This is a genomic window from Bradyrhizobium sp. CCBAU 65884 (assembly GCF_028128835.1).
Classification (GTDB): domain Bacteria; phylum Pseudomonadota; class Alphaproteobacteria; order Rhizobiales; family Xanthobacteraceae; genus Bradyrhizobium; species Bradyrhizobium ottawaense.
In genome coordinates this window covers 100,625-119,568 of sequence record NZ_LBJU01000132.1, presented here as the reverse complement: position 1 = coordinate 119,568, position 18,944 = coordinate 100,625, and the positions used below count along the sequence as shown (strand labels likewise).

At 65.3% G+C, this 18,944-nt stretch carries 18 protein-coding genes; 12 read left to right on the top strand and 6 right to left on the bottom strand.

Going from position 1 to position 18,944, the window contains the following annotated elements:
• Positions 1–79: 79 nt before the first annotated feature.
• From XI03_RS35320 to XI03_RS35305, 4 genes are all read left to right on the top strand, one after another.
• Positions 80–415, top strand: a complete 336-nt coding sequence (locus XI03_RS35320; RefSeq protein ID WP_271594671.1) for a hypothetical protein — start codon at positions 80–82, stop codon at positions 413–415.
• A 155-nt stretch (positions 416–570) separates the two neighbouring features.
• Positions 571–1,677: a trypsin-like peptidase domain-containing protein gene (locus tag XI03_RS35315; protein ID WP_271594670.1), complete on the top strand. Its 1,107-nt coding sequence runs from the start codon at positions 571–573 to the stop codon at positions 1,675–1,677.
• 126 nt (positions 1,678–1,803) lie between these two features.
• On the top strand, positions 1,804–2,595 hold the full coding sequence (locus tag XI03_RS35310) for a fumarylacetoacetate hydrolase family protein (protein ID WP_271594669.1): 792 nt from the start codon (positions 1,804–1,806) through the stop codon (positions 2,593–2,595).
• A gap of 349 nt (positions 2,596–2,944) precedes the next feature.
• Positions 2,945–3,328, top strand: a complete 384-nt coding sequence (locus XI03_RS35305; RefSeq protein WP_271594668.1) for a hypothetical protein — start codon at positions 2,945–2,947, stop codon at positions 3,326–3,328.
• A gap of 61 nt (positions 3,329–3,389) precedes the next feature.
• On the opposite strand, the gene XI03_RS35300 is transcribed toward XI03_RS35305, so the two are convergent.
• Positions 3,390–4,241 carry an HpcH/HpaI aldolase/citrate lyase family protein gene (locus XI03_RS35300; RefSeq protein WP_028145692.1) on the bottom strand — a complete coding sequence of 284 codons (852 nt, stop codon included), beginning with the start codon at positions 4,239–4,241 and terminating at the stop codon, positions 3,390–3,392.
• Positions 4,241–4,744: a MaoC family dehydratase gene (locus tag XI03_RS35295; protein ID WP_333909114.1), complete on the bottom strand. Its 504-nt coding sequence runs from the start codon at positions 4,742–4,744 to the stop codon at positions 4,241–4,243. Before XI03_RS35295 ends, XI03_RS35300 begins: the two co-directional genes overlap by 1 nt.
• Positions 4,745–4,925: 181 nt before the next feature.
• Between XI03_RS35295 and XI03_RS35290 the strand changes: the two genes are divergently transcribed.
• Positions 4,926–6,092 carry an acyl-CoA dehydrogenase family protein gene (locus tag XI03_RS35290; RefSeq protein WP_271594667.1) on the top strand — a complete coding sequence of 389 codons (1,167 nt, stop codon included), beginning with the start codon at positions 4,926–4,928 and terminating at the stop codon, positions 6,090–6,092.
• A gap of 31 nt (positions 6,093–6,123) precedes the next feature.
• Here XI03_RS35290 and XI03_RS35285 read toward each other — a convergent pair whose 3' ends face one another.
• The 3 genes from XI03_RS35285 to XI03_RS35275 all read right to left on the bottom strand — a co-directional run bounded on the left by XI03_RS35285 (position 6,124) and on the right by XI03_RS35275 (position 9,085).
• On the bottom strand, positions 6,124–7,698 hold the full coding sequence (locus XI03_RS35285) for an AMP-binding protein (RefSeq protein WP_271594666.1): 1,575 nt from the start codon (positions 7,696–7,698) through the stop codon (positions 6,124–6,126).
• A gap of 33 nt (positions 7,699–7,731) precedes the next feature.
• Positions 7,732–8,367, bottom strand: a complete 636-nt coding sequence (upp, locus tag XI03_RS35280) for a uracil phosphoribosyltransferase (RefSeq protein ID WP_271594665.1) — start codon at positions 8,365–8,367, stop codon at positions 7,732–7,734.
• 250 nt (positions 8,368–8,617) lie between these two features.
• Entirely contained in the window at positions 8,618–9,085 is a 468-nt protein-coding gene (locus tag XI03_RS35275; RefSeq protein ID WP_271594664.1) for a hypothetical protein, read from the bottom strand.
• Positions 9,086–9,685: 600 nt separating this feature from the next.
• Here XI03_RS35275 and XI03_RS35270 point away from each other — a divergent pair.
• From XI03_RS35270 to XI03_RS35240, 7 genes are read left to right on the top strand one after another with little or no spacing between them, the layout of a single operon-like run.
• Positions 9,686–9,775: a K(+)-transporting ATPase subunit F gene (locus tag XI03_RS35270; RefSeq protein ID WP_018641117.1), complete on the top strand. Its 90-nt coding sequence runs from the start codon at positions 9,686–9,688 to the stop codon at positions 9,773–9,775.
• 3 nt (positions 9,776–9,778) lie between these two features.
• Entirely contained in the window at positions 9,779–9,907 is a 129-nt protein-coding gene (locus XI03_RS35265) for a hypothetical protein (RefSeq protein WP_256379457.1), read from the top strand.
• Positions 9,904–11,607, top strand: coding sequence for a potassium-transporting ATPase subunit KdpA (gene kdpA / locus XI03_RS35260; RefSeq protein ID WP_271594663.1), 1,704 nt, complete (start codon positions 9,904–9,906; stop codon positions 11,605–11,607). The genes XI03_RS35265 and kdpA overlap by 4 nt, the downstream gene beginning before the upstream one ends.
• A gap of 18 nt (positions 11,608–11,625) precedes the next feature.
• Entirely contained in the window at positions 11,626–13,740 is a 2,115-nt protein-coding gene (gene kdpB, locus XI03_RS35255; protein WP_028145686.1) for a potassium-transporting ATPase subunit KdpB, read from the top strand.
• Between the two features lie 56 nt (positions 13,741–13,796).
• The gene (locus XI03_RS35250; RefSeq protein ID WP_271594662.1) at positions 13,797–14,402 is read left to right on the top strand and encodes a K(+)-transporting ATPase subunit C; all 606 of its coding nucleotides are present in this window, start codon (positions 13,797–13,799) and stop codon (positions 14,400–14,402) included.
• A 40-nt stretch (positions 14,403–14,442) separates the two neighbouring features.
• Positions 14,443–17,166 carry a sensor histidine kinase gene (locus tag XI03_RS35245; protein WP_271594661.1) on the top strand — a complete coding sequence of 908 codons (2,724 nt, stop codon included), beginning with the start codon at positions 14,443–14,445 and terminating at the stop codon, positions 17,164–17,166.
• Complete coding sequence (locus XI03_RS35240) at positions 17,163–17,852, top strand: response regulator (protein ID WP_028145683.1); 690 nt, start codon at positions 17,163–17,165, stop codon at positions 17,850–17,852. Before XI03_RS35245 ends, XI03_RS35240 begins: the two co-directional genes overlap by 4 nt.
• Positions 17,853–17,988: 136 nt before the next feature.
• On the opposite strand, the gene ku is transcribed toward XI03_RS35240, so the two are convergent.
• On the bottom strand, positions 17,989–18,873 hold the full coding sequence (ku, locus tag XI03_RS35235) for a non-homologous end joining protein Ku (RefSeq protein WP_038951112.1): 885 nt from the start codon (positions 18,871–18,873) through the stop codon (positions 17,989–17,991).
• Between the last annotated feature and the right edge of the window lie 71 nt (positions 18,874–18,944).

Here is an 18,944-nt window from a genome sequence, read left to right as displayed (position 1 = left end):
CGGGACGGCGGCGGTCGGCGCCGCCGTCCAACGTCCACAAACCGGTCCCTTGGAAAGGAGCATGAGGGAGGCACGACCGATGACCAACGTGAACACCAATGCCGGCACGCTCAATCCGCTGTTTCACCCAGCTGCCCATTACGATTCGCCCGCTGACGTCCTGAAGGCCGAGGAACTCTCCGCGCCGGAGAAGCGGATCATCCTGTCGTCCTGGGCATCCGACATGTACGCGGTCGAATCATGTCCCGCGCTGCGCGAGATACCGGGCATGAGCCACACCATCCGGCTTGCCGATGTTCTGGCGGCGTTGCGTAAGCTCGACGGCGACAATGACAATGATGATCCGCCACGCGGGGGCGGCGTCCCGATGCGGCTGCGACGGCCCTGGGCCGCCGCAGAGAGGCGCGCCGCATGATCGTCACGCACACCGTTTTGACGCTCGTGCTGCTCGGCCAAGCCTCGGCGGCCTTCGCCGTGCCATTTCTCGCGGTGCACGGTTTGGTCGCCGCACCGCGTGACTGAGGCCACCAGTTCTTCCATCCACATTGGAACATGCGGCAGGTGACCAAGATGAATGTTACGCGTTTGCTTTGGCTTGCATTGCTGGTGCTCGCGCTCACGGCATCGCAGCCGGCCGCTGGCCAAATTCCAGACCTGAAGACGGGCGGCTCGGTGCCCACGCTGGCGCCGCTCGTGCGCCAGGTGACGCCGGCCGTCGTCAACATCTCCGTGCATGGCCGCGTTCGCGAGGACAATCCGCTCTATCGCGACCCGCTCTTCCGCGAGTTCTTCGACGTCCCCAGGCAGATCGAGAAGGAGGTCAACGCGACCGGCTCAGGGGTCATCGTCGATGCCCAGCGTGGCCATGTCCTGACCAACAATCACGTGGTCGAAGGCACTTCCGCCGTTCAGGTCACCACCAAGGACGGCCGGCAATTCTCCGCCAAGGTCATCGGCCGCGATCCGCAGACGGACATTGCCGTGCTCCAGATCCAGAACCCATCCGGGCTCCAGGCGCTGTCCTTCGGCGACAGCGATGCGCTTGACGTCGGCGACTTCGTGCTTGCGATCGGCAACCCTTTCGGCCTTGGCCAGACCGTGACGTCCGGCCTCGTCAGTGCGCTCGGCCGGACCGGACTCGGCAAGCAGGGCTATGAGGACTTCATACAGACCGATGCAGCGATCAATCCCGGCAATTCCGGCGGAGCGCTGGTCAGCCTGCGGGGTGAACTGGTCGGCATCAACTCGGCCATCATTTCGCCTGCCGGCGGCAATGTCGGCATCGGCTTTGCAATTCCCGTCAACATGGCGCGGAAGGTGATGGAGCAGATCGTCGCCAAGGGCCGCGTCGAGCGCGGCCGGATCGGCGTTTCTCTGAAGGACCTGCACCCCTCGGTCAACAAGGGATTGAACCAGGGAGCCGTCGTCGCGGAGATCGCGGCGGATTCGCCGGCGCAACAGGCGGGCCTGCGCAAGGGCGATATCATCACGAAAGCCGACGACCGTCCGATTCGCACCGCAGCCCAACTCCGCAACACGATCGGCCTCGCGCGCGTCGGCGAGGAGGTGAAGCTCACGGTGTCGCGAAATGGCGTACCGGTTGCGATCGTCGTGAGAGTGGCGCCCGCGTCCGATACGAGTAGTGCTGTCGCAGGCGGCGATCGTTTCGTCCGCTAGTAGATTTGTGCCGCGCGGCGATCAAGCTGCCGGCGCCGATCCATGTTGCTGGCATGCCAAATATCGACTATCAGCCGGATCGGCGCGCATGACGCTGCCCAAGCAAAGGCAAAGGGAGCACCCGAGATGACCTCACCCACGCGACGTGATCTGCTCGCAACCGCTGCGGCGGCCGCCGCCGTTTCGATGGCCGAGGTCGCACCCGCCGCCGCGCAGGCCGGACCCAAGCCGCTCTTCCTGGTGCCGATGGTGACGATCCCGATCGTCGGCGAGAGCCAGGTGTTCCAGGTCCGCCGCATCTACTGCATCGGGCGCAACTACGCCGCGCACGCGATCGAGCGCGGCTCGGACCCGAACCGCGAGCCGCCGTTCTTCTTCCAGAAGCCGACCGACGCGATCCAGAACGTCGCGGTCGGCGAGGTCGCCGATCATCCCTATCCGTCACTGACCAAGAACTATCATCACGAGGTCGAACTGGTCGCCGCGCTGAAATCAGGCGGCACCAATATCCCGGTCGATAAGGCGCTCGACCACGTCTATGGCTACGCGCTCGGCCTCGACATGACCCGGCGCGACCTCCAGAACGGCATGGCCGCGGAGAAGAAGCCCTGGGAGATCGGCAAGAGTTTTGACCACGCCGCGGTGATCGGCCCGATTCATCCGGCCAGCAAGACCGGGCATTTCGACAAGGGCGCCATCTCGCTGGCGATCAACGGCACGGTGAAGCAGAACTCGGATCTCAGCAAGATGATCTGGAACGTGGCCGAGCAGATCGCAAAGCTGTCGGAAGCGTTCGAATTGAAAGCCGGCGATATCATCTATTCCGGCACGCCGGAGAATGTCGGTCCCGTCGTGAAGGGCGACGTGCTGCTGTGCAAGCTCGAGGGCCTGCCTGATATGTCGATCAGGATCGTGTAGTCGCCGTCGCCTCTCCCCGCTTGCGGCGGGGCGATCGCGTTTGAGAGCTGTCCTTCGAGACGCCCGCTTTAGGCGGGCTCCTCAGGATGAGGACAGAATGCGTAGCGGCAGTTCAACGGGTACGATGCTGCTTAGCCTCATCGTGAGGAGACCGCGAAGCGGTCGTCTCGAAGGACGAGGCGCGCCGTGAGGTGTGCCAAAGTCAAATGCGACGACCACGGTCTCCAGGAACAGAGGCTATTGTCGCCCCACAGCCGGGTTCCCCGCCGATTGCCTTTTGTTGGCCGGCAAGCGAACCTCGTGCGGCCATATTTGAGCAGGAGTGATTTCCCGTGAGGGAGGCGCTCCGATGACCAAGGCTTTGATCACTGCTGTCGCAATGCTGGCTTGTGTGCCGGTGAGTGCGGTTGCGCAGGAGCGCGCCGGCGATGCAGCACTCGGTGCCGTCTCCGGCGCGGTCGTGTTGGGGCCAGTCGGTGCGGTTGCCGGAGCCTTGATCGGCTACACTGCCGGACCTTCGATCGCCCGTTCCTGGGGCATGAGAGGTTCGCAGTCGGCAGGACATCGGGCGCCGCCGCGCCGCGCGGCCGCGACCAGGAGCCCGATGCGCACCCGCGAGGCGATGGCAGCCAACGGTCAGATGCGAGCTGCCGGCAATCCGGCTCCGCCGGTTCAAGCCGCGCCCGCCGCTCCGGCGCAGAGCTCGACGCCGCCGGTTCAGGGATTCGACTGAGGCCGTCGCATGACGGGATGAGGGTCGATCGATGCTACGACGAACCTAAAGACATTCCACGCTAGGGCTGGCCGAGGATCTTCTTCGCGGCGCGAAGATGCGGCTTGTCGATCATCTGGCCGTCGAGCCGCAGCGTGCCTGAATTGGGATTGCTGGCGAACGCGGCGATCACTTTTTCCGCCCAGGTGCGTTCGGCCTCGGTCGGTTCGAATGCCGCGTTGACGACGTCGACGTGCTTGGGATGGATCAGCGCCTTGGCGGAAAACCCGTCGCGGCGCGCGGCGCGGGTCTCCTGCTCGAGACCGGCGAGGTTGTCGATGTCGGTATAGACCGTATCGATCGGCGCGACCTCGGCCGCGGCCGCCGCCATCAGGCAGAGATCGCGCGCGAGGCGATAGGGGCTGTGGAACACGCCGCCGGACGCCTTTTCGGTGGCGCCGAGCGAGGCCGAGAGATCCTCGGCGCCCCACATCAGGCCGGCGAGGCGAGGGGAGCAGCCCTTGTAACTGCCGAGCCCGAAGATCGAAGCCGCGGTTTCCGTCGCCACGCAGACGATGCGGGTGGTGCCGATCGCGATGCCGGCCGCTGCTTCCAAGGCTTCGAGCCAGGTTGCGACCTGCCTTACGTCGTCGCCGCCTTGCGATTTCGGCAGCACGATGCCGTCGGGCCTGCCGGGCAATACCGCGGCGAGATCGGCCAGCGTCATGCCGGTGTCGAGCGCGTTGACGCGGACATAGAGCTGGTGCGGGCCGCGTCGGCCCTTGAGCATCGTCAGCGTTAACCCGCGCGCCTCCGCCTTCTTCTCGGTGACGACGGAATCCTCGAGATCGATGATCAGCGCGTCGGCCTTGCCTTCGCTCGCCTTCTCGAATTTGCGCGGGGAATCGCCCGGCACGAACAGCATCGAACGCATCAAACCGGCCTCTTGTGCATCATCGCCATGCGGCGGCATTTGCCGACGATCTCGTCGTTCTGGTTCAGGGCATGGTGCTCGAACTCGACGATGCCGGCCTTGGGCCGCGATTTGGATTCCCTCAACGAAAGCACCTTCGTCGTCGCCCGCAACGTGTCGCCATGGAAGACCGGCTTTGGAAAGGTGACGTCGGTCATGCCGAGATTGGCAACGGTGGTCCCCATGGTCGTATCATAGACCGTCATGCCGATCATGATGCCGAGGGTGTAAAGGCTGTTGAAAATGCGCTGGCCGAACTCGGTCTTTTCGGCGAAATGCGCATCGATGTGCAGCGGCTGCGGATTGAGCGTCAGCAGGCTGAACATGGTGTTGTCCATCTCCGTGACGGTGCGGGTCAGCGGATGCCTGAACTCCTGGCCTACGGAAAAGTCTTCGAAATACAGCCCGGCCATCGCGGTTTCCTCCCTGCGAAATAACGGCGCGCTCATAGCTTTACGTCGCATGACCCTATGCATGGTAGACACAGTTGATAGACAAATTCACGTATCTGTACGCGGTTTTTCGAGCTAAGAACCCAGCCAAGGGCACGTCAGGGCGCGAAGCAAGCGGCCGCGGCCTTCGAGCGGGGAACGCGAAGAGACGGGGGATGGCGCGGTCGCGGCTCCCGACAAGGAGATCAAGACCATGGATTTCGCGCTCACCGATCAGCAGGAAGCCATTCGCGATGCCATCGCCAAGATCTGCGAAGGCTTTCCGGATGCCTACTGGCTGAAGAAGGATCATGACGGCGGCTTCCCGCACGATTTTCATAAAGCACTTGCCGACGCCGGCTGGCTCGGCATCTGCGTGCCGGAGGAATTTGGCGGCTCGGGGCTCGGCATCACCGAAGCTGCGATCATGATGCGCACCATCGCCGAATCCGGCGCCGGCATGTCCGGCGCATCCGCCGTGCACATCAACGTGTTCGGCCTCAATCCCGTCGTCGTGTTCGGCACCGAAGAGCAGCGCAGGCGCATGCTGCCGCCGATGGTGGAGGGCCGTGAAAAGGCCTGCTTCGCCGTCACCGAGCCCAACACCGGCCTCAACACCACGCAGCTCAAGACCCGCGCGGTCGCCAAGAACGACCGTTACATCGTCAACGGCCAGAAGGTGTGGATCTCGACCGCGCAGGTCGCGCACAAGATCCTGCTGCTGGCCCGCACCACGCCGCTGGAGGAGGTGCGCTCGCCGACCCATGGCCTCAGCCTGTTCTACACCGATTTCGACCGCAACAGAATCAAGGTCCACGAGATCGAGAAGATGGGCCGCAAGATCGTCGATTCCAACGAGCTGTTCTTCGAGGACTTTGAAATTCCGATCGAGGATCGCATCGGCGAGGAAGGCAAAGGCTTCCAGTACATCCTCGAAGGCATGAACCCCGAGCGTATCCTGATCGCGGCGGAGGCGGTCGGCCTTGGCAAGCTGGCGCTGGCGCGGGCCACGGAATATGCCAAGACGCGCGTGGTGTTCAACCGTCCGATCGGCAAGAACCAGGGCATTCAGCATCCGCTCGCGGTGAACTGGGTCGAGCTCGAGGCGGCCTGGCTGATGGTGATGTCGGCGGCGTGGCAATACGACAAGGGCATGCCGTGCGGCGCTGCGGCCAATGCCGCAAAATACCTTGCGGGCGAAGCGGGCTTCTCGGCCTGCGAGCAGGCGGTGATGACCCATGGCGGCTTCGGCTACGCCAAGGAATTCCACGTCGAGCGCTACTTGCGTGAAGTGCTGATCCCGCGCATCGCGCCCGTCAGCCCGCAGCTGGCGCTCAGCTTCATCGCGGAGAAGGTGCTGGGGCTCGCGAAGTCGTACTGAACGAGCCTTGTCCCAAACCAAATGGGCCGGCCTATTCGGCGGCGATCCGCTCCATCGCCATGGCGCGAAGCCTGGCGCGCTGGATCTTGACGCCGTTGGCGCTGTCGGTGACGGGGAAGGCCTCCACCACATAGATCCGGGCCGGGATCTTGTAGCCGGCGAGCCGCTCGCGCAGGCGCGCGACCAGCGTCTCCTGCATTGGCGGCTCCTTCGCCGGGATCACGAAGGCGACGCAGCGCGCCTGACCCTTGAGGTCGACTGCAACCACCTGGGCATCAGCCACGCCGGCACATGATTTGAGCTCGTCCTCGATCTCGCCGGGCGCGACGAGGAAGCCGCCGAGCCGCATGGCGTCGCCCGCGCGGGTCTCGTAGACGAAGGAACCGTCGCCGCGCAGCCGGCCGATGTCGCCGGTGCGGAAGAACCCGTCCGCGGTGATCGCATCGCGCGTCGCATCCGGATTGTTGAAATAGCCGAGGAAACGTGACGGCGCGCTGATCTCGATCTCGCCGGAAACGCCTTCGGCCGCAAGTTCGCCGGTCTCGGTGTCGCGCACGCGCACGCTTGCGTCGGGTGACATCGGCCAGCCGCCGCCCTCGATGCGGTCGGAAAAGGTGTCGCTGGTGCGGGCGATCGAGAATAGGGCCTGAACCTCGCTCGACCCGTAGAGGCCGAACAGCGGCAGGCCGCGCGCCTCGGCCTCCGCGGCAAGCTCGCGCCAGCCAGGCTGGAACGCGGCGAAGCCGCAGAGTTCGAGATGCGGGAATGGGCGTGGCGTACCGCTGAGGGCGACAATGCGCCGGAACATCTCGTCGGAGCCGAAGGCGTGCGTGATCCCCTGCGTGCTGAGGATCTCCAGTGCCGGTGCCGCCTCGAAGGCGTCGAGCACATGGATGGTCGCGCCCGCCGCGACGAAGCCGAGCAGGCTCGTCATGCCGAACGTGCCGCAGAACGGAAGCATGGCCAGCAGCGAATGACGCTGCGGATCAAGCCGAAGCGCCTTGGCGACAGAGACGGCGTGGCCCGCCAGCGTGCGCTGCGTATGCGCGACGAGCTTCGGGCCCTTGGTGGTGCCCGATGTCGTGTAGAGCAGCACCGGCAGATCGACGTCGTCCCGTATCGGAGAGGCGGCCGGATAGGGCTTTTCGAAAGCGTCGAAGCGGACACAGGGCCAATTGGCCTTGATCGCGTCCGCGCCGACCACCGCAAGCCGCTGCAGCGCCGGCACTTCGTCCTTGGCGATGTCGGCGAGGATCGCGGCAAAATCCACCGAGCGGAATGCGGCCTCTACCACCATCAGCCTGGCGCCGGACAAACGAAGCAGATGCGCGACTTCCGCGCTGCGATAGCGGGTATTGACGGCCGCGACGATCGCGCCAAGGCGGGCGGCGGCGAACAGCAGCGCGATCCATTCGATCCGGTTGACCAGCCAGACCGCGATCACGTCGCCCTTGCCGATGCCTTGCGCCGCAAGCCAGGCCGCGGTCTGCTCTATCCTTTCGGAGAACTCAGCGCGCGAGACCCGCGTGCCGTCGAATACGAAGGCGGTATCGGCGGCGGCCTCGGTCCGGATCAGCGATTGCAGTGAAAACGCGTTGGCACTCATGGCAAGGGGAGTAACCCGATCGCGCCAACCTGTCTACTTGGTGCCGAACATCCGGTCGCCGGCATCGCCCAGGCCCGGCACGATGTAGCCGTGGTCGTTGAGCCGCTCGTCGATCGCGGCGGTCCAGATCGGCACGTCAGGATGCTCGCCCTGGAATTGCGCGATGCCCTCGGGCGCGGCCAGGAGGCACGCGAAGCGGATGTCGCGGGCGCCGCGGGCCTTGAGCAGAGAGGCGCCGGCGCAGGCCGAGTTGCCGGTCGCCAGCATCGGATCCATCAGGATCACGGTGCGATCCGACAGGTCCTGCGGCGCCTTGAAGTAATATTCCACGGCTTGCAACGTCTCGGGGTCGCGGTAGAGCCCGATATGGGCGATGCGCGCCGATGGCATCAGCGCCAGCATGCCGTCGAGGAAGCCGACGCCGGCGCGCAGGATCGGCGCCAGCGTGAGCTTCTTGCCGGCGATCTTGGGCGCCCGCATCGGCGCGATCGGCGTCTCGATCTCGACCAGCTCCAGCGGCAAATCCCGGGTCACCTCATAGCCAAGCAGCATCCCGATCTCGTTCAGGATCTCGCGAAAGCTCTTGGTCGAGCGATCCTTCTCCCGCATCAGCGAGAGCTTGTGCTGGACCAGGGGGTGGGCGACGATGTTGACATTGCCAGTGCTCATGAAACCGCTCTACACGTTTCCCTAGAATTGCGCCAGATCGGCCCGGTTTTTTCCGCCGGACAGGCGGCGTCAACCGGGCATCGCCACCGCGCTGCGGGCCGGGTTGCTCGCGGCATAGGCAGCCATGGTCAGTTCGCGGTTGGAGCGGAGGAGCTAGACGCCGAGCCCGCGTGCGACGAGGATGAGTGCAGCGGTTGTTCAAAGCCATCTGTCAGCACCGGCATTTTCCAGGATCCTTCCGTCAGGCTGCCTAGCCGCAATTGTCGCAGGCGAGCGGCTCGTAAAGCGGAGCCGGCACAGGGCGAACGGAGGGAACGCTCGGCCGCGGCACGTCCGCGGCCAATGCCCGGACCTCGACGAGGGCCGACAGCAGAGCCAGCGCGAGGTCGGAATGGCGCGCCTCGACCGCGGCGTCCAGCCAGTCCGGCAGCTCACGCGCGCGCGACAGTGCACAATGCCACTCGCCCTCGTCATAGGCGATGCGGCGGACCTGCCACATCGGCAGCTCGAGCTCGATCAGCGCCAACGCCGCATCGGCCCAGGCCTCGACGTCGATCAGGCGCATGATGCGTGCGGGGCGTTCGCCTTGGCCGAGCGTGGGGACACGCCGGCAGGCGTGCGCGATGATGTCGAGCATCAGCGGCCGGGTCATCGCCGGTGCCGCGCGGAGCTGCTGGTCGAGGGAAGGTGGGGCGAGGCGTCGGAGAGCGGCGGTCATGTCAGGCCTCCTGGAGTTGGCGTCGGTCAGTCGGCCGGCCTTGCCAGGATGGCGGGCAGTGCATTTGAAAACGAGATGGGGAAGCGGGGGGAGATATAGGGATTTCATAAGTGGCGCGTGGGTGGGCGAGGGGCGCAATCGCCCCATTCTCCGCTGTCATCCCCGCGCGCGCGGGGATCCATAACCACAGGCAGTAGCTGAGGCGCAAATCAGGTCACTCCGAGTCCTCGCCCAACCTCTCCCTGTGGCTATGGATCCCGGATCTGCGCTGCGCTTGTCCGGGACGACGGGGGTTGTCTTCCGATCTCGGCCCGCGCCGGCCTTTATGAGATTCCTATATCTTCGCCATAGCCCTCATCTCGAAAACCTATGTCCGGGGTGGCACTTCAGCACGGTCGAGAATCCCGACTGTCGCCCGTGGAAATGCGTTCCATTTCCGGCGCGAGCCGCCGGGTCACCGTGAGAAAGTTGCGCCGGATCTTACGGCGCAATGAGGAGTATCGCCATGATGGACATCCTGATGCTGGCGCTGGGCTTCGTCTTCTTCGCCCTCGCGATCGGCTACACCTACGCCTGCGAACGGCTGTGACGGAGCAAACCATGATCTTCGATTATGCGCTCGCCGGTGCCGTCTCGTTCGGTCTGCTGGTCTACCTCACCTATGCGCTGCTGCGGCCCGAGCGGTTCTGACCCGTGCTGCTGCTCGTCGAATTGCTGCTGGCGGACGCGGTGCTCGTCGCCTGCCTGCTGACGGTGCTCCTGCCGCTGTTGCGGGCAAAAAGTCTGAAGGATTGCACCAAGCCTGAAGGGTTGATTCCATGACTGTGATCGGTTGGCTCCAGATCATTCTGTTCTGCGCCATTATTGTTGCGCTGACCAAGCCGCTCGGCTGGTACATGACGCGTGTGTTTGGCGGCGAGCGGACGTTCCTGTCGCCGGTGCTGCGCCCGATCGAGGCCGGCGTGTACTGGATCTCCGGCGTCGACGAGAAGCGCGAGCAGCATTGGCTGACCTACACGGTCGCCATGCTGCTGTTCCATGTCGGCGGCTTCCTCATCATCTACGGCGTGATGCGGCTTCAGGCCGTGCTGCCCTTCAATCCGGCCGGACAGGGCGCGGTCGCTGAGGATCTTTCCTTCAACACCGCGGTCTCCTTCATCACCAACACCAACTGGCAGAACTACGGCGGCGAGAGCACGCTGTCCTATCTCGTCCAGATGCTCGCCCTGACACATCAGAACTTCCTGTCGGCGGCAACCGGCATCGCGCTGGCGATGGCCCTGATCCGCGGCTTCTCGCGCGCTTCGATGCGCACGGTCGGCAATTTCTGGGTCGACGTGACCCGCTGCACGCTCTACGTGCTGCTGCCGATCTGCGTCGTCTACGCGCTGTTCCTGGTCTGGCAGGGCATGCCGCAGACGCTCGGCCCATATATCGAGGCGACCACGCTCGAAGGCGCCAGGCGGACCATTGCGGTCGGCCCGGTCGCTTCCCAGGTGGCGATCAAAATGCTCGGCACCAATGGCGGCGGCTTCTTCAACGCCAACGCCGCGCACCCGTTCGAGAATCCGACCGCGCTGTCGAATTTCGTGCAGATGCTGTCGATCTTCGCGCTCGGCGCCGCGATGACCAACGTGTTCGGCCGTATGGTCGGCAACCAGCGCCAGGGCTGGGCGATCCTGTCCGTGATGGGCGTGCTGTTCGTCGCAGGCGTCGCCATCACCTATTGGGCGGAGGCCAATGGCACCTCGACCATGCATGCGCTGGGCCTGACCGGCGGCAACATGGAGGGCAAGGAGGTCCGCTTCGGCATCGTCGCGTCCTCGCTGTTCGCCGTCGTCACCACGGCCGCCTCGTGCGGCGCGGTCAACGCCATGCATGACAGCTTCACCGCGCTCGGCGGCATGATCCCGCTGATCAACATGCAGCTCGGTGAGATCATCATCGGCGGCGTCGGCGCCGGCCTCTATGGCATGCTGCTGTTCGTCGTGCTCGCGATCTTCGTGGCGGGGCTGATGGTCGGCCGCACGCCGGAATATGTCGGCAAGAAGATCGAGGCACGCGAGGTCAAGATGGCGATGCTCGCGATCCTGGTGCTGCCGCTGATGTATCTCGGCTGGACCGCGGTCGGCGTGGTCTATCCGGCGGCGGTCGCCTCGATGGCCAATGCCGGCCCACACGGCTTCACCGAGGTGCTCTATGCCTTCACCTCGGCGACCGGCAACAACGGCTCGGCCTTCGCCGGCCTGACCGGCAACACCCTCTTCTACAACCTCACGCTGGCAAGCGCGATGTTCGTCGGCCGCTTCTTCATGATCGTCCCGGCGATGGCGATTGCGGGCTCGCTGGCCGCCAAGAAATCCATCCCGCCGTCGGCAGGCACCTTCCCGACCACGGGCGGGCTGTTCGTCGGCCTCGTCGTCGGCGTGATCCTGATCATCGGCGGCCTGACCTTCTTCCCGGCACTCGCGCTCGGCCCGATCGTCGAGCATCTGGCGATGAACGCTGGCAACCTCTTCTGATTGTCTGGAGTGACCTCCATGGATACGATGAAACTGCAAAAGCGTGCTGCCGTCTCGGCAATGCTCGATCCGAAGATCGTGCTGCCGGCGATCCGCGCCTCCTTCACCAAGCTCGATCCGCGGCTGATGGTCAAGAACCCCGTGATGTTCGTGGTCGAGGTCGTGGCCGCGCTGACGACGGTGATCTTCCTGCGCGACGTCGTCGCGGGCGGCGCTGGCCTCGGCTTCACCTTCCAGATCATCGTCTGGCTCTGGTTCACGGTGCTGTTCGCCAATTTCGCCGAAGCGGTGGCCGAAGGCCGCGGCAAGGCGCAGGCTGAATCGTTGCGCAAGACCCGCACCGAGAGCCAGGCCAAGCTGCTGACCGGCGCCGGCCAGGACTTCAATCTCGTGCCGGGGACCAGCCTCAAGGTCGGCGACATCGTGCTGGTCGAGGCCGGCGACACCATTCCCTCCGACGGCGAGGTGATCGAGGGCGTCGCGTCCGTGAACGAGGCCGCCATCACCGGCGAGTCCGCGCCCGTCATCCGCGAATCCGGCGGCGACCGTTCCGCGGTGACCGGCGGCACGCAGGTGCTGTCCGACTGGATCCGTGTCCGCATCACGGCGGCGCAAGGCTCGACCTTCATCGACCGCATGATCAAGCTGGTCGAAGGCGCCGAGCGGCAGAAGACGCCGAACGAGATCGCGCTCAATATCCTGCTCGCCGGTCTCACCATCATCTTCGTGTTCGCAACCGTGACCATTCCGAGCTATGCGGCCTATGCCGGCGGCTCGATCTCGGTGATCGTGCTGGTCGCGCTGTTCGTGACGCTGATCCCGACCACGATCGGCGCACTGTTGTCGGCGATCGGGATCGCCGGCATGGACCGCCTGGTGCGCTTCAACGTGCTGGCGATGTCCGGTCGCGCCGTCGAGGCCGCCGGCGATGTCGACACGCTGCTGCTGGACAAGACCGGCACCATCACGCTCGGCAACCGGCAGGCGACGGCGTTTCGCCCGGTGCGCGGCGTGACCGAGCAGGAGCTCGCCGACGCAGCCCAGCTCGCTTCCCTCGCCGACGAGACGCCGGAAGGCCGCTCCATCGTGGTGCTGGCGAAGGAGAAATACGGCATCCGCGGCCGCGACATGGCGGAGCTCGGCGCCACCTTCATTCCGTTCACGGCGCAGACCCGCATGAGCGGCGTCGATGCCGGCGGCTCGTCGGTGCGCAAAGGCGCGGTCGATGCGATGCTCAACTATGTCGGCGGCGGCGCGCAGCTGGCGGTTGCTTCGGGCAACGCGGCGCGCGCCATTCAGCCCAGCGGGCTCTCTGAGATCGGCCGCGAGATACAGACCATCGCGGATGAGATCGCCAAGGCCGGCGGCACGCCGCTGGCGGTCGCGAGGGACGGCAAGCTGCTCGGAATCATCCAGCTCAAGGACATCGTCAAAGGCGGTATCCGCGAGCGTTTTGCCGAGCTGCGCCGCATGGGCATTCGCACCATCATGATCACCGGCGACAACCCGATGACGGCGGCTGCCATCGCAGCGGAGGCAGGGGTCGACGACTTCCTGGCGCAGGCAACCCCCGAGGACAAGCTCAAGCTGATCCGCAACGAGCAGGCCAAGGGCAAGCTGGTTGCGATGTGCGGCGACGGCACCAACGACGCCCCGGCGCTTGCGCAGGCCGACGTCGGTGTCGCCATGAACACGGGTACGCAAGCTGCCCGCGAGGCCGGCAACATGGTCGACCTCGACTCCAACCCGACCAAGCTGATCGAGGTCGTCGAGATCGGCAAGCAGCTCCTGATGACGCGCGGCGCGCTGACGACGTTCTCGATCGCCAACGACGTCGCAAAATACTTTGCGATCATTCCGGCGATGTTCCTGGCGTTCTACCCCCAGCTCAACGTCCTCAACGTCATGAATCTGTCGAGCCCGCAGAGCGCCATCCTGTCGGCGATCATCTTCAACGCGTTGATCATCATTGCGCTGATCCCGCTCGCGCTGAAGGGCGTCGCCTATCGCGCCGTCGGTGCCGGCGCGCTGCTCCGGCGCAACCTCTTGATCTACGGCCTCGGCGGCATCGTCATTCCCTTCATCGGTATCAAGGCGATCGACCTCGTCGTCGTTGCTTTACACCTGGCTTGACCGTCCCCGCGCGGTGCAAGGCGCCGCGCGCCATGACGAAGACTTAGGAGACCAACATGCTCAGAGAAATCCGCCCCGCCATCGTCCTCTTGCTGGTGCTCACCGCCATCACCGGCCTTGCCTATCCGCTGGCGATGACGGCCATCGCCGGCGCGCTCTTCCCGGCGCAGGCTCAAGGCAGCCTGATCGAGAACGACGGCAAGGTGATCGGCTCCGCCCTGATCGGGCAGGAGTTCAGGGACAACAAATACTTCCACGGCCGTCTCTCGGCGACGGTGGCGCCCGACCCGAACGATCCGACCAAGACGGTGCCGGCGCCGTACAACGCCGCCAATTCCGGTGGCTCCAACCTCGGCCCGACCAGCAAGGCGCTGGCCGACCGGCTCAGGGAAGATGTAGACAAGCTCAAGGCTGAGAATCCGAACGCTGCCGTGCCGGTCGACCTGGTGACAACCTCCGCCAGCGGCCTCGATCCTGATATCTCGCCGGAAGCGGCGCAATTCCAGGTGCCGCGCGTGGCCAGGGCGCGGAATATGCCGGAGGATCAGGTCAAGCAGATCGTGACCGCCAATACCGAAGGCCGCTTGTTCGGTCTGATTGGCGAACCCAGGGTTAACGTTCTGGCACTGAATCTCTCGCTGGATCGCGCCGCCGCCAGGTAGCGGTCTAGGCTCGCGTCACGCAGATGATTATATTGGCAAAATGGTCCGAGAGCGCCGCGATCCCGAACAACGTCCGTCGCCCGAGGCGCTGCTGGAAGCGGCGCGGCGGGAAGGGAGCGCGAGCGGCAAGCTGAAGGTTTTCGTCGGCGCCGCCCCCGGCGTCGGCAAAACCTACGAGATGCTGCAAAGCGCCCACGCCAAGCGCAAGGCCGGCATCGACGTCGTGGTCGGCTTCGTCGAGACCCACGGCCGTGCCGAGACCGAGGCGCTGGTGCGCGGTCTCGAAGTGGTCCCGCGCAAGCGGCTCGACTATCGCGGGCAGATCGTCGAGGAGATGGATCTCGATGCGGTGATCGCGCGCCGGCCGCAGATCGCGTTGGTCGACGAGCTCGCCCACACCAATGCGCCCCTTTGCCGCCATCCCAAGCGCTATCTCGACGTCGAGGAATTGCTGTCCCACGGCATCGACGTCTACACCGCCGTCAACATCCAGCACATCGAGAGCCTGAACGACGTCGTGGCCCAGATCACCCATGTCAGGGTACGCGAGACCGTGCCGGACTCGGTGTTCGATCGCGCCGACGCGATCGAGCTGATCGACCTCACGCCCGACGATTTGATCCAGCGCCTGAAGGAGGGCAAGGTCTATGTGCCCAAGCAGGCCGAGCGTGCGCTGGAGCATTATTTCTCGCCGGGGAACCTGACGGCGTTGCGCGAGCTCGCTTTGCGCCGCACGGCGGAGCGGGTCGACGAGCAGCTCCTCAACCACATGCAGGCCAACGCGATTCCCGGGCCCTGGGCCGTCGGCGAGCGCATTCTCGTCTGCGTCAGCGAGGATCCGCGCGCCGCCGGTCTCGTCCGCTACACCAAGCGGCTGGCGGACCGGCTGCATGCCCCCTTCACCGCGGTTTCGATCGAGACGCGGCGATCGCTGCAATTGTCCGATGAGCAGCGCGACCGGCTGGCCGATACGCTGCGGCTCGCGGAATCGCTCGGCGGCGAGGCGTTGACCATTCCGGCGGTCGGTCGCCGCATCGCCGACGACGTCGTCAATTTCGCGCAAGGCAACAACGTCACCCAGATCGTGATCGGCAAATCGACCCGCTCGCGCTGGTTCGAGATGACACGCGGCTCCGTCGTCCATGATCTGGTTCGCCGCGCGGGCAATATCAGCGTTCACGTCATCCCCGGCGACGAGCTTCCGACCGAAGACGTGCCCAAGACGGCGGTACAGACCGCTGCGCGATCCGAGCCGTTCGATCCGCTGCCCTATCTCAAGGCACTCGGGGTTGTGCTGATCGGTCTTGGTGCCGCCGAGCTGATTCAGCCGCGGTTCGGCATCGAGAACGTCGACCTCGTGCTGCTGACGGCGGTGGTGGCGGTCGCGGTCCGCTACGGACTATGGCCGTCGCTGCTGGCGACTGTCGCGGCCTCGCTCTGTTACAATTTCTTCTTCCTGCCGCCGATCCACACCTTCACGATCACCGACCCGACCAACGTCGCCGCCTTCGTGCTGTTCATGGTGGTGGCCATGCTCGTCTCCAATGTTGCGGCGCGCGTGCGCACCCAGGCCGATGCCGCCATCGGCCGGATCAGGATGAGCGAGCAGCTCTACGCCTTCAGCCGCAAGCTCGCCGGCACCGCGACGCTCGACGACGTGCTGTGGGCGACGGCCTACCAGATCGCGTTGATGCTGAAAGTCCGGGTGGTTTTGCTGCTGCCGGAAGCAGGTCTGCTCACGGTGAAATCCGGCTATCCGCCCGAGGACGAGCTCGATCAGGCCGATCTCGCCGCCGCCAACTGGGCCTGGAGCAACGACCGCCCCGCCGGCCGCGGCTCGGACACGCTGCCGGGTGCAAAGCGGCTGTTCCTGCCGATGCGCACCGGGCGCGGCCCGATCGGGGTGATCGGCATTGACGACGACCGCACCGGTCCGCTGCTGACGCCGGACCAGCGCCGCCTGCTCGATGCGCTGGTCGACCAGGGCGCGCTCGCGATCGAGCGCGTGCTGCTGGTCGAGGACATGGACCGCGTCAAGCGCACCGTCGAATCCGAGCGGCTGCGCTCGGCGCTCCTGACCTCGATCTCGCACGATTTGAAGACGCCGCTCGCCTCGGTGCTCGGGGCGGCCTCCACCATGCGCGATCTCGCCGGCGCGCTTTCCGACAGCGAGAAGCGCGACCTGCTCGCGACCGTGATCGACGAATCCGAGCGGCTCAACCGCTTCATCGCCAATCTGCTCGACATGACCAAGCTCGAGTCGGGTGCCGTCGTGCCCAACGCGGCGCTGCACGATCTCAGTGAGATCGTGGGCAGCGCGCTGCGGCGTGCAGCCAAGATTCTCACCGCACACGAGGTCGAGCTGGTGCTGGCCGCCGATCTGCCGATGCTGCAGCTCGATGCGGTGCTGTTCGAGCAGGTGCTGTTCAACCTGCTCGACAACGCTGCGAGATATTCGCCACCCGAGACCACAATCTCGATCCGCAGCCGGCGTGACAGCGATCATGTCGTGCTCGAGATCGCGGACGAGGGGGCCGGCATCCCGCCTGATGAACTCGAGAGCGTGTTCGACAAGTTCTACCGCGTTCAGAAAGGCGATCACGTCCGTCCCGGCACGGGGCTCGGGCTCGCCATCTCGCGCGGCTTCGTCGAGGCGATGCGGGGCACGATCTCGGCCGCCAACCGCAGCGACCGCAGTGGCGCTGTCCTCACCATCCGTCTTCCCGTTCCGGCAGAGAGCCGCGCATTGGATACCGCCGCATGAGCGCTGCCCCGATCAAGGTCCTGGTCATCGACGACGAGCCGCCGATCCGCAAATTGCTGCGGATGGGGCTGACGACGCAAGGCTATGAGATCCTGGAAGCGTCGAACGGCAAGATCGCACTGGAGAAGCTCGTTGAGGAGCCGGCGCTGATCATCCTCGATCTCGGTCTGCCCGACGTGCAGGGACACGAGCTGCTGCGCACCATCCGCGCACGCAACGAAGGCGTGCCGATCGTGGTATTGTCGAGCCGTGGCGACGAAGCCGGCAAGGTACAGGCGCTCGATCTCGGCGCCGACGATTATCTGACCAAGCCGTTCGGCATGGACGAGCTGCTGGCCCGCCTGCGCGCGGCGCTGCGGCACCAGCTCCAGGTCCAGGGCGAGCGCCCGGTGTTTCGCAGCGGTGATCTCTCGGTCGATCTCGTGCGCCGCATCGTCAAGGTCGGCGAGCGCGAGGTGAAGCTGTCGCCGAAGGAATACGACCTCCTGCGCGTGCTGGTGCAGCACGCCGGCAAGGTCCTCACCCACCGCTTCCTGCTGAGGGAGCTCTGGGACGAATTGACCGACGCGCAATACTTACGCGTCTATGTCCGCCAGCTCCGCCAGAAGATCGAAGCCGACCCGGAGCGGCCGCAATTTGTGCTGACCGAGACGGGGATCGGGTACCGGTTGAAGGCGGGGGATTAGGCTCCGACTTCGACAGCCCGTAGGGTGGGCAAAGGCGCAAAGCGCCGTGCCCACCATTCTCGCGATTTTGATAAAGGTGGTGGGCACGCTCCGCTTTGCCCACCCTACGATATCGAGTGCCGGGCGAGCGATCCCCTCAACCCGCCTTCCGATGTCGCGCCGTGGACCGATGCGTCTTCTTCGCGGCCCGCTGCCGTCCAGTTGCCCGCCGCGCATGCGACTTCGCGGCCGTCTTCTTGCCGCCACGTCCTTTCAGGCTCTGCTTCAGCGCATCCATCAGGCTGACGACGTTGCTGGGGCGCTCCTCGGGCTCCGGCAGCTCGATCTTCTTGCCGCTGGCCTTGCGTTTCACCAGCGCCTTCAGCGCGTTCTCGTACTCGTCCTTGAACTTGCCGGGGTCGAAATGGGCGGCCTTGGTCTGGAGAATGTGGCCCGCGAGCTCGACCATGTCCTTGGTGATCTTCGGGCTCTTGATGTCTTCGAAGAACTGGTCCTCGTCGCGCAGTTCGTAAGGAAAGCGCAGCGTGGTGCCGAGCAGGCCCTTGCCGAGCGGCTCGATCGCCATGATGTGCTCGCGGTTGGTGAGCACGATCTTGGCGAGCGCCACGCGCTCCTGGTCCTTCATGGCGTCGCGGATCACCGCAAAGGCATCGACCGCGGCCTTGCCGTCGGGTGCAAGGTAATAGGGATGGTTGAGGTAACGCTGGTCGATCTCCTCGCTCGGCACGAAGCTCTCGATGTCGATGGTGTGGTTGCTCTCGATCTGGACCGCCTCGAGCTCTTCCGGCTCGATCTCGACGTATTTGCCCTTGCGCAGCTCATAGCCGCGGCCCTTCTGGTCGCTCTCGACGACATCGCCGGTCTCGGCATCGATCATCTGCTGCTTGAGCCGGTTGCCGGTCTCGCGGTTGATCAGATGAAACCGCGTCTTCTCGGCCGCCGTGGTCGCCGGATAAAGCACGACCGGGCAGCTGACCAGCGACAGCTTCAACGTTCCCTTCCAATAGGCGCGCGGGGCCATTCCATTCTCCAGCGTTCTCAAGGCGTTTTGGAACCCCAACCGCCCCGCGGGGTTTTGGTTCCGGATGGGAC

Coding starts and splice junctions, on each gene's coding strand:
- XI03_RS35320 (WP_271594671.1), top strand. CDS start 80: ATGACCAACGTGAACACCAATGCCGGCACGCTCAATCCGCTGTTTCAC.
- XI03_RS35315 (WP_271594670.1), top strand. CDS start 571: ATGAATGTTACGCGTTTGCTTTGGCTTGCATTGCTGGTGCTCGCGCTC.
- XI03_RS35310 (WP_271594669.1), top strand. CDS start 1,804: ATGACCTCACCCACGCGACGTGATCTGCTCGCAACCGCTGCGGCGGCC.
- XI03_RS35305 (WP_271594668.1), top strand. CDS start 2,945: ATGACCAAGGCTTTGATCACTGCTGTCGCAATGCTGGCTTGTGTGCCG.
- XI03_RS35300 (WP_028145692.1), bottom strand. CDS start 4,241: ATGCGTTCGATGCTGTTCGTGCCGGGCGATTCCCCGCGCAAATTCGAG.
- XI03_RS35295 (WP_333909114.1), bottom strand. CDS start 4,744: ATGCGACGTAAAGCTATGAGCGCGCCGTTATTTCGCAGGGAGGAAACC.
- XI03_RS35290 (WP_271594667.1), top strand. CDS start 4,926: ATGGATTTCGCGCTCACCGATCAGCAGGAAGCCATTCGCGATGCCATC.
- XI03_RS35285 (WP_271594666.1), bottom strand. CDS start 7,698: ATGAGTGCCAACGCGTTTTCACTGCAATCGCTGATCCGGACCGAGGCC.
- upp (WP_271594665.1), bottom strand. CDS start 8,367: ATGAGCACTGGCAATGTCAACATCGTCGCCCACCCCCTGGTCCAGCAC.
- XI03_RS35275 (WP_271594664.1), bottom strand. CDS start 9,085: ATGACCGCCGCTCTCCGACGCCTCGCCCCACCTTCCCTCGACCAGCAG.
- XI03_RS35270 (WP_018641117.1), top strand. CDS start 9,686: ATGATCTTCGATTATGCGCTCGCCGGTGCCGTCTCGTTCGGTCTGCTG.
- kdpA (WP_271594663.1), top strand. CDS start 9,904: ATGACTGTGATCGGTTGGCTCCAGATCATTCTGTTCTGCGCCATTATT.
- kdpB (WP_028145686.1), top strand. CDS start 11,626: ATGGATACGATGAAACTGCAAAAGCGTGCTGCCGTCTCGGCAATGCTC.
- XI03_RS35250 (WP_271594662.1), top strand. CDS start 13,797: ATGCTCAGAGAAATCCGCCCCGCCATCGTCCTCTTGCTGGTGCTCACC.
- XI03_RS35245 (WP_271594661.1), top strand. CDS start 14,443: ATGGTCCGAGAGCGCCGCGATCCCGAACAACGTCCGTCGCCCGAGGCG.
- XI03_RS35240 (WP_028145683.1), top strand. CDS start 17,163: ATGAGCGCTGCCCCGATCAAGGTCCTGGTCATCGACGACGAGCCGCCG.
- ku (WP_038951112.1), bottom strand. CDS start 18,873: ATGGCCCCGCGCGCCTATTGGAAGGGAACGTTGAAGCTGTCGCTGGTC.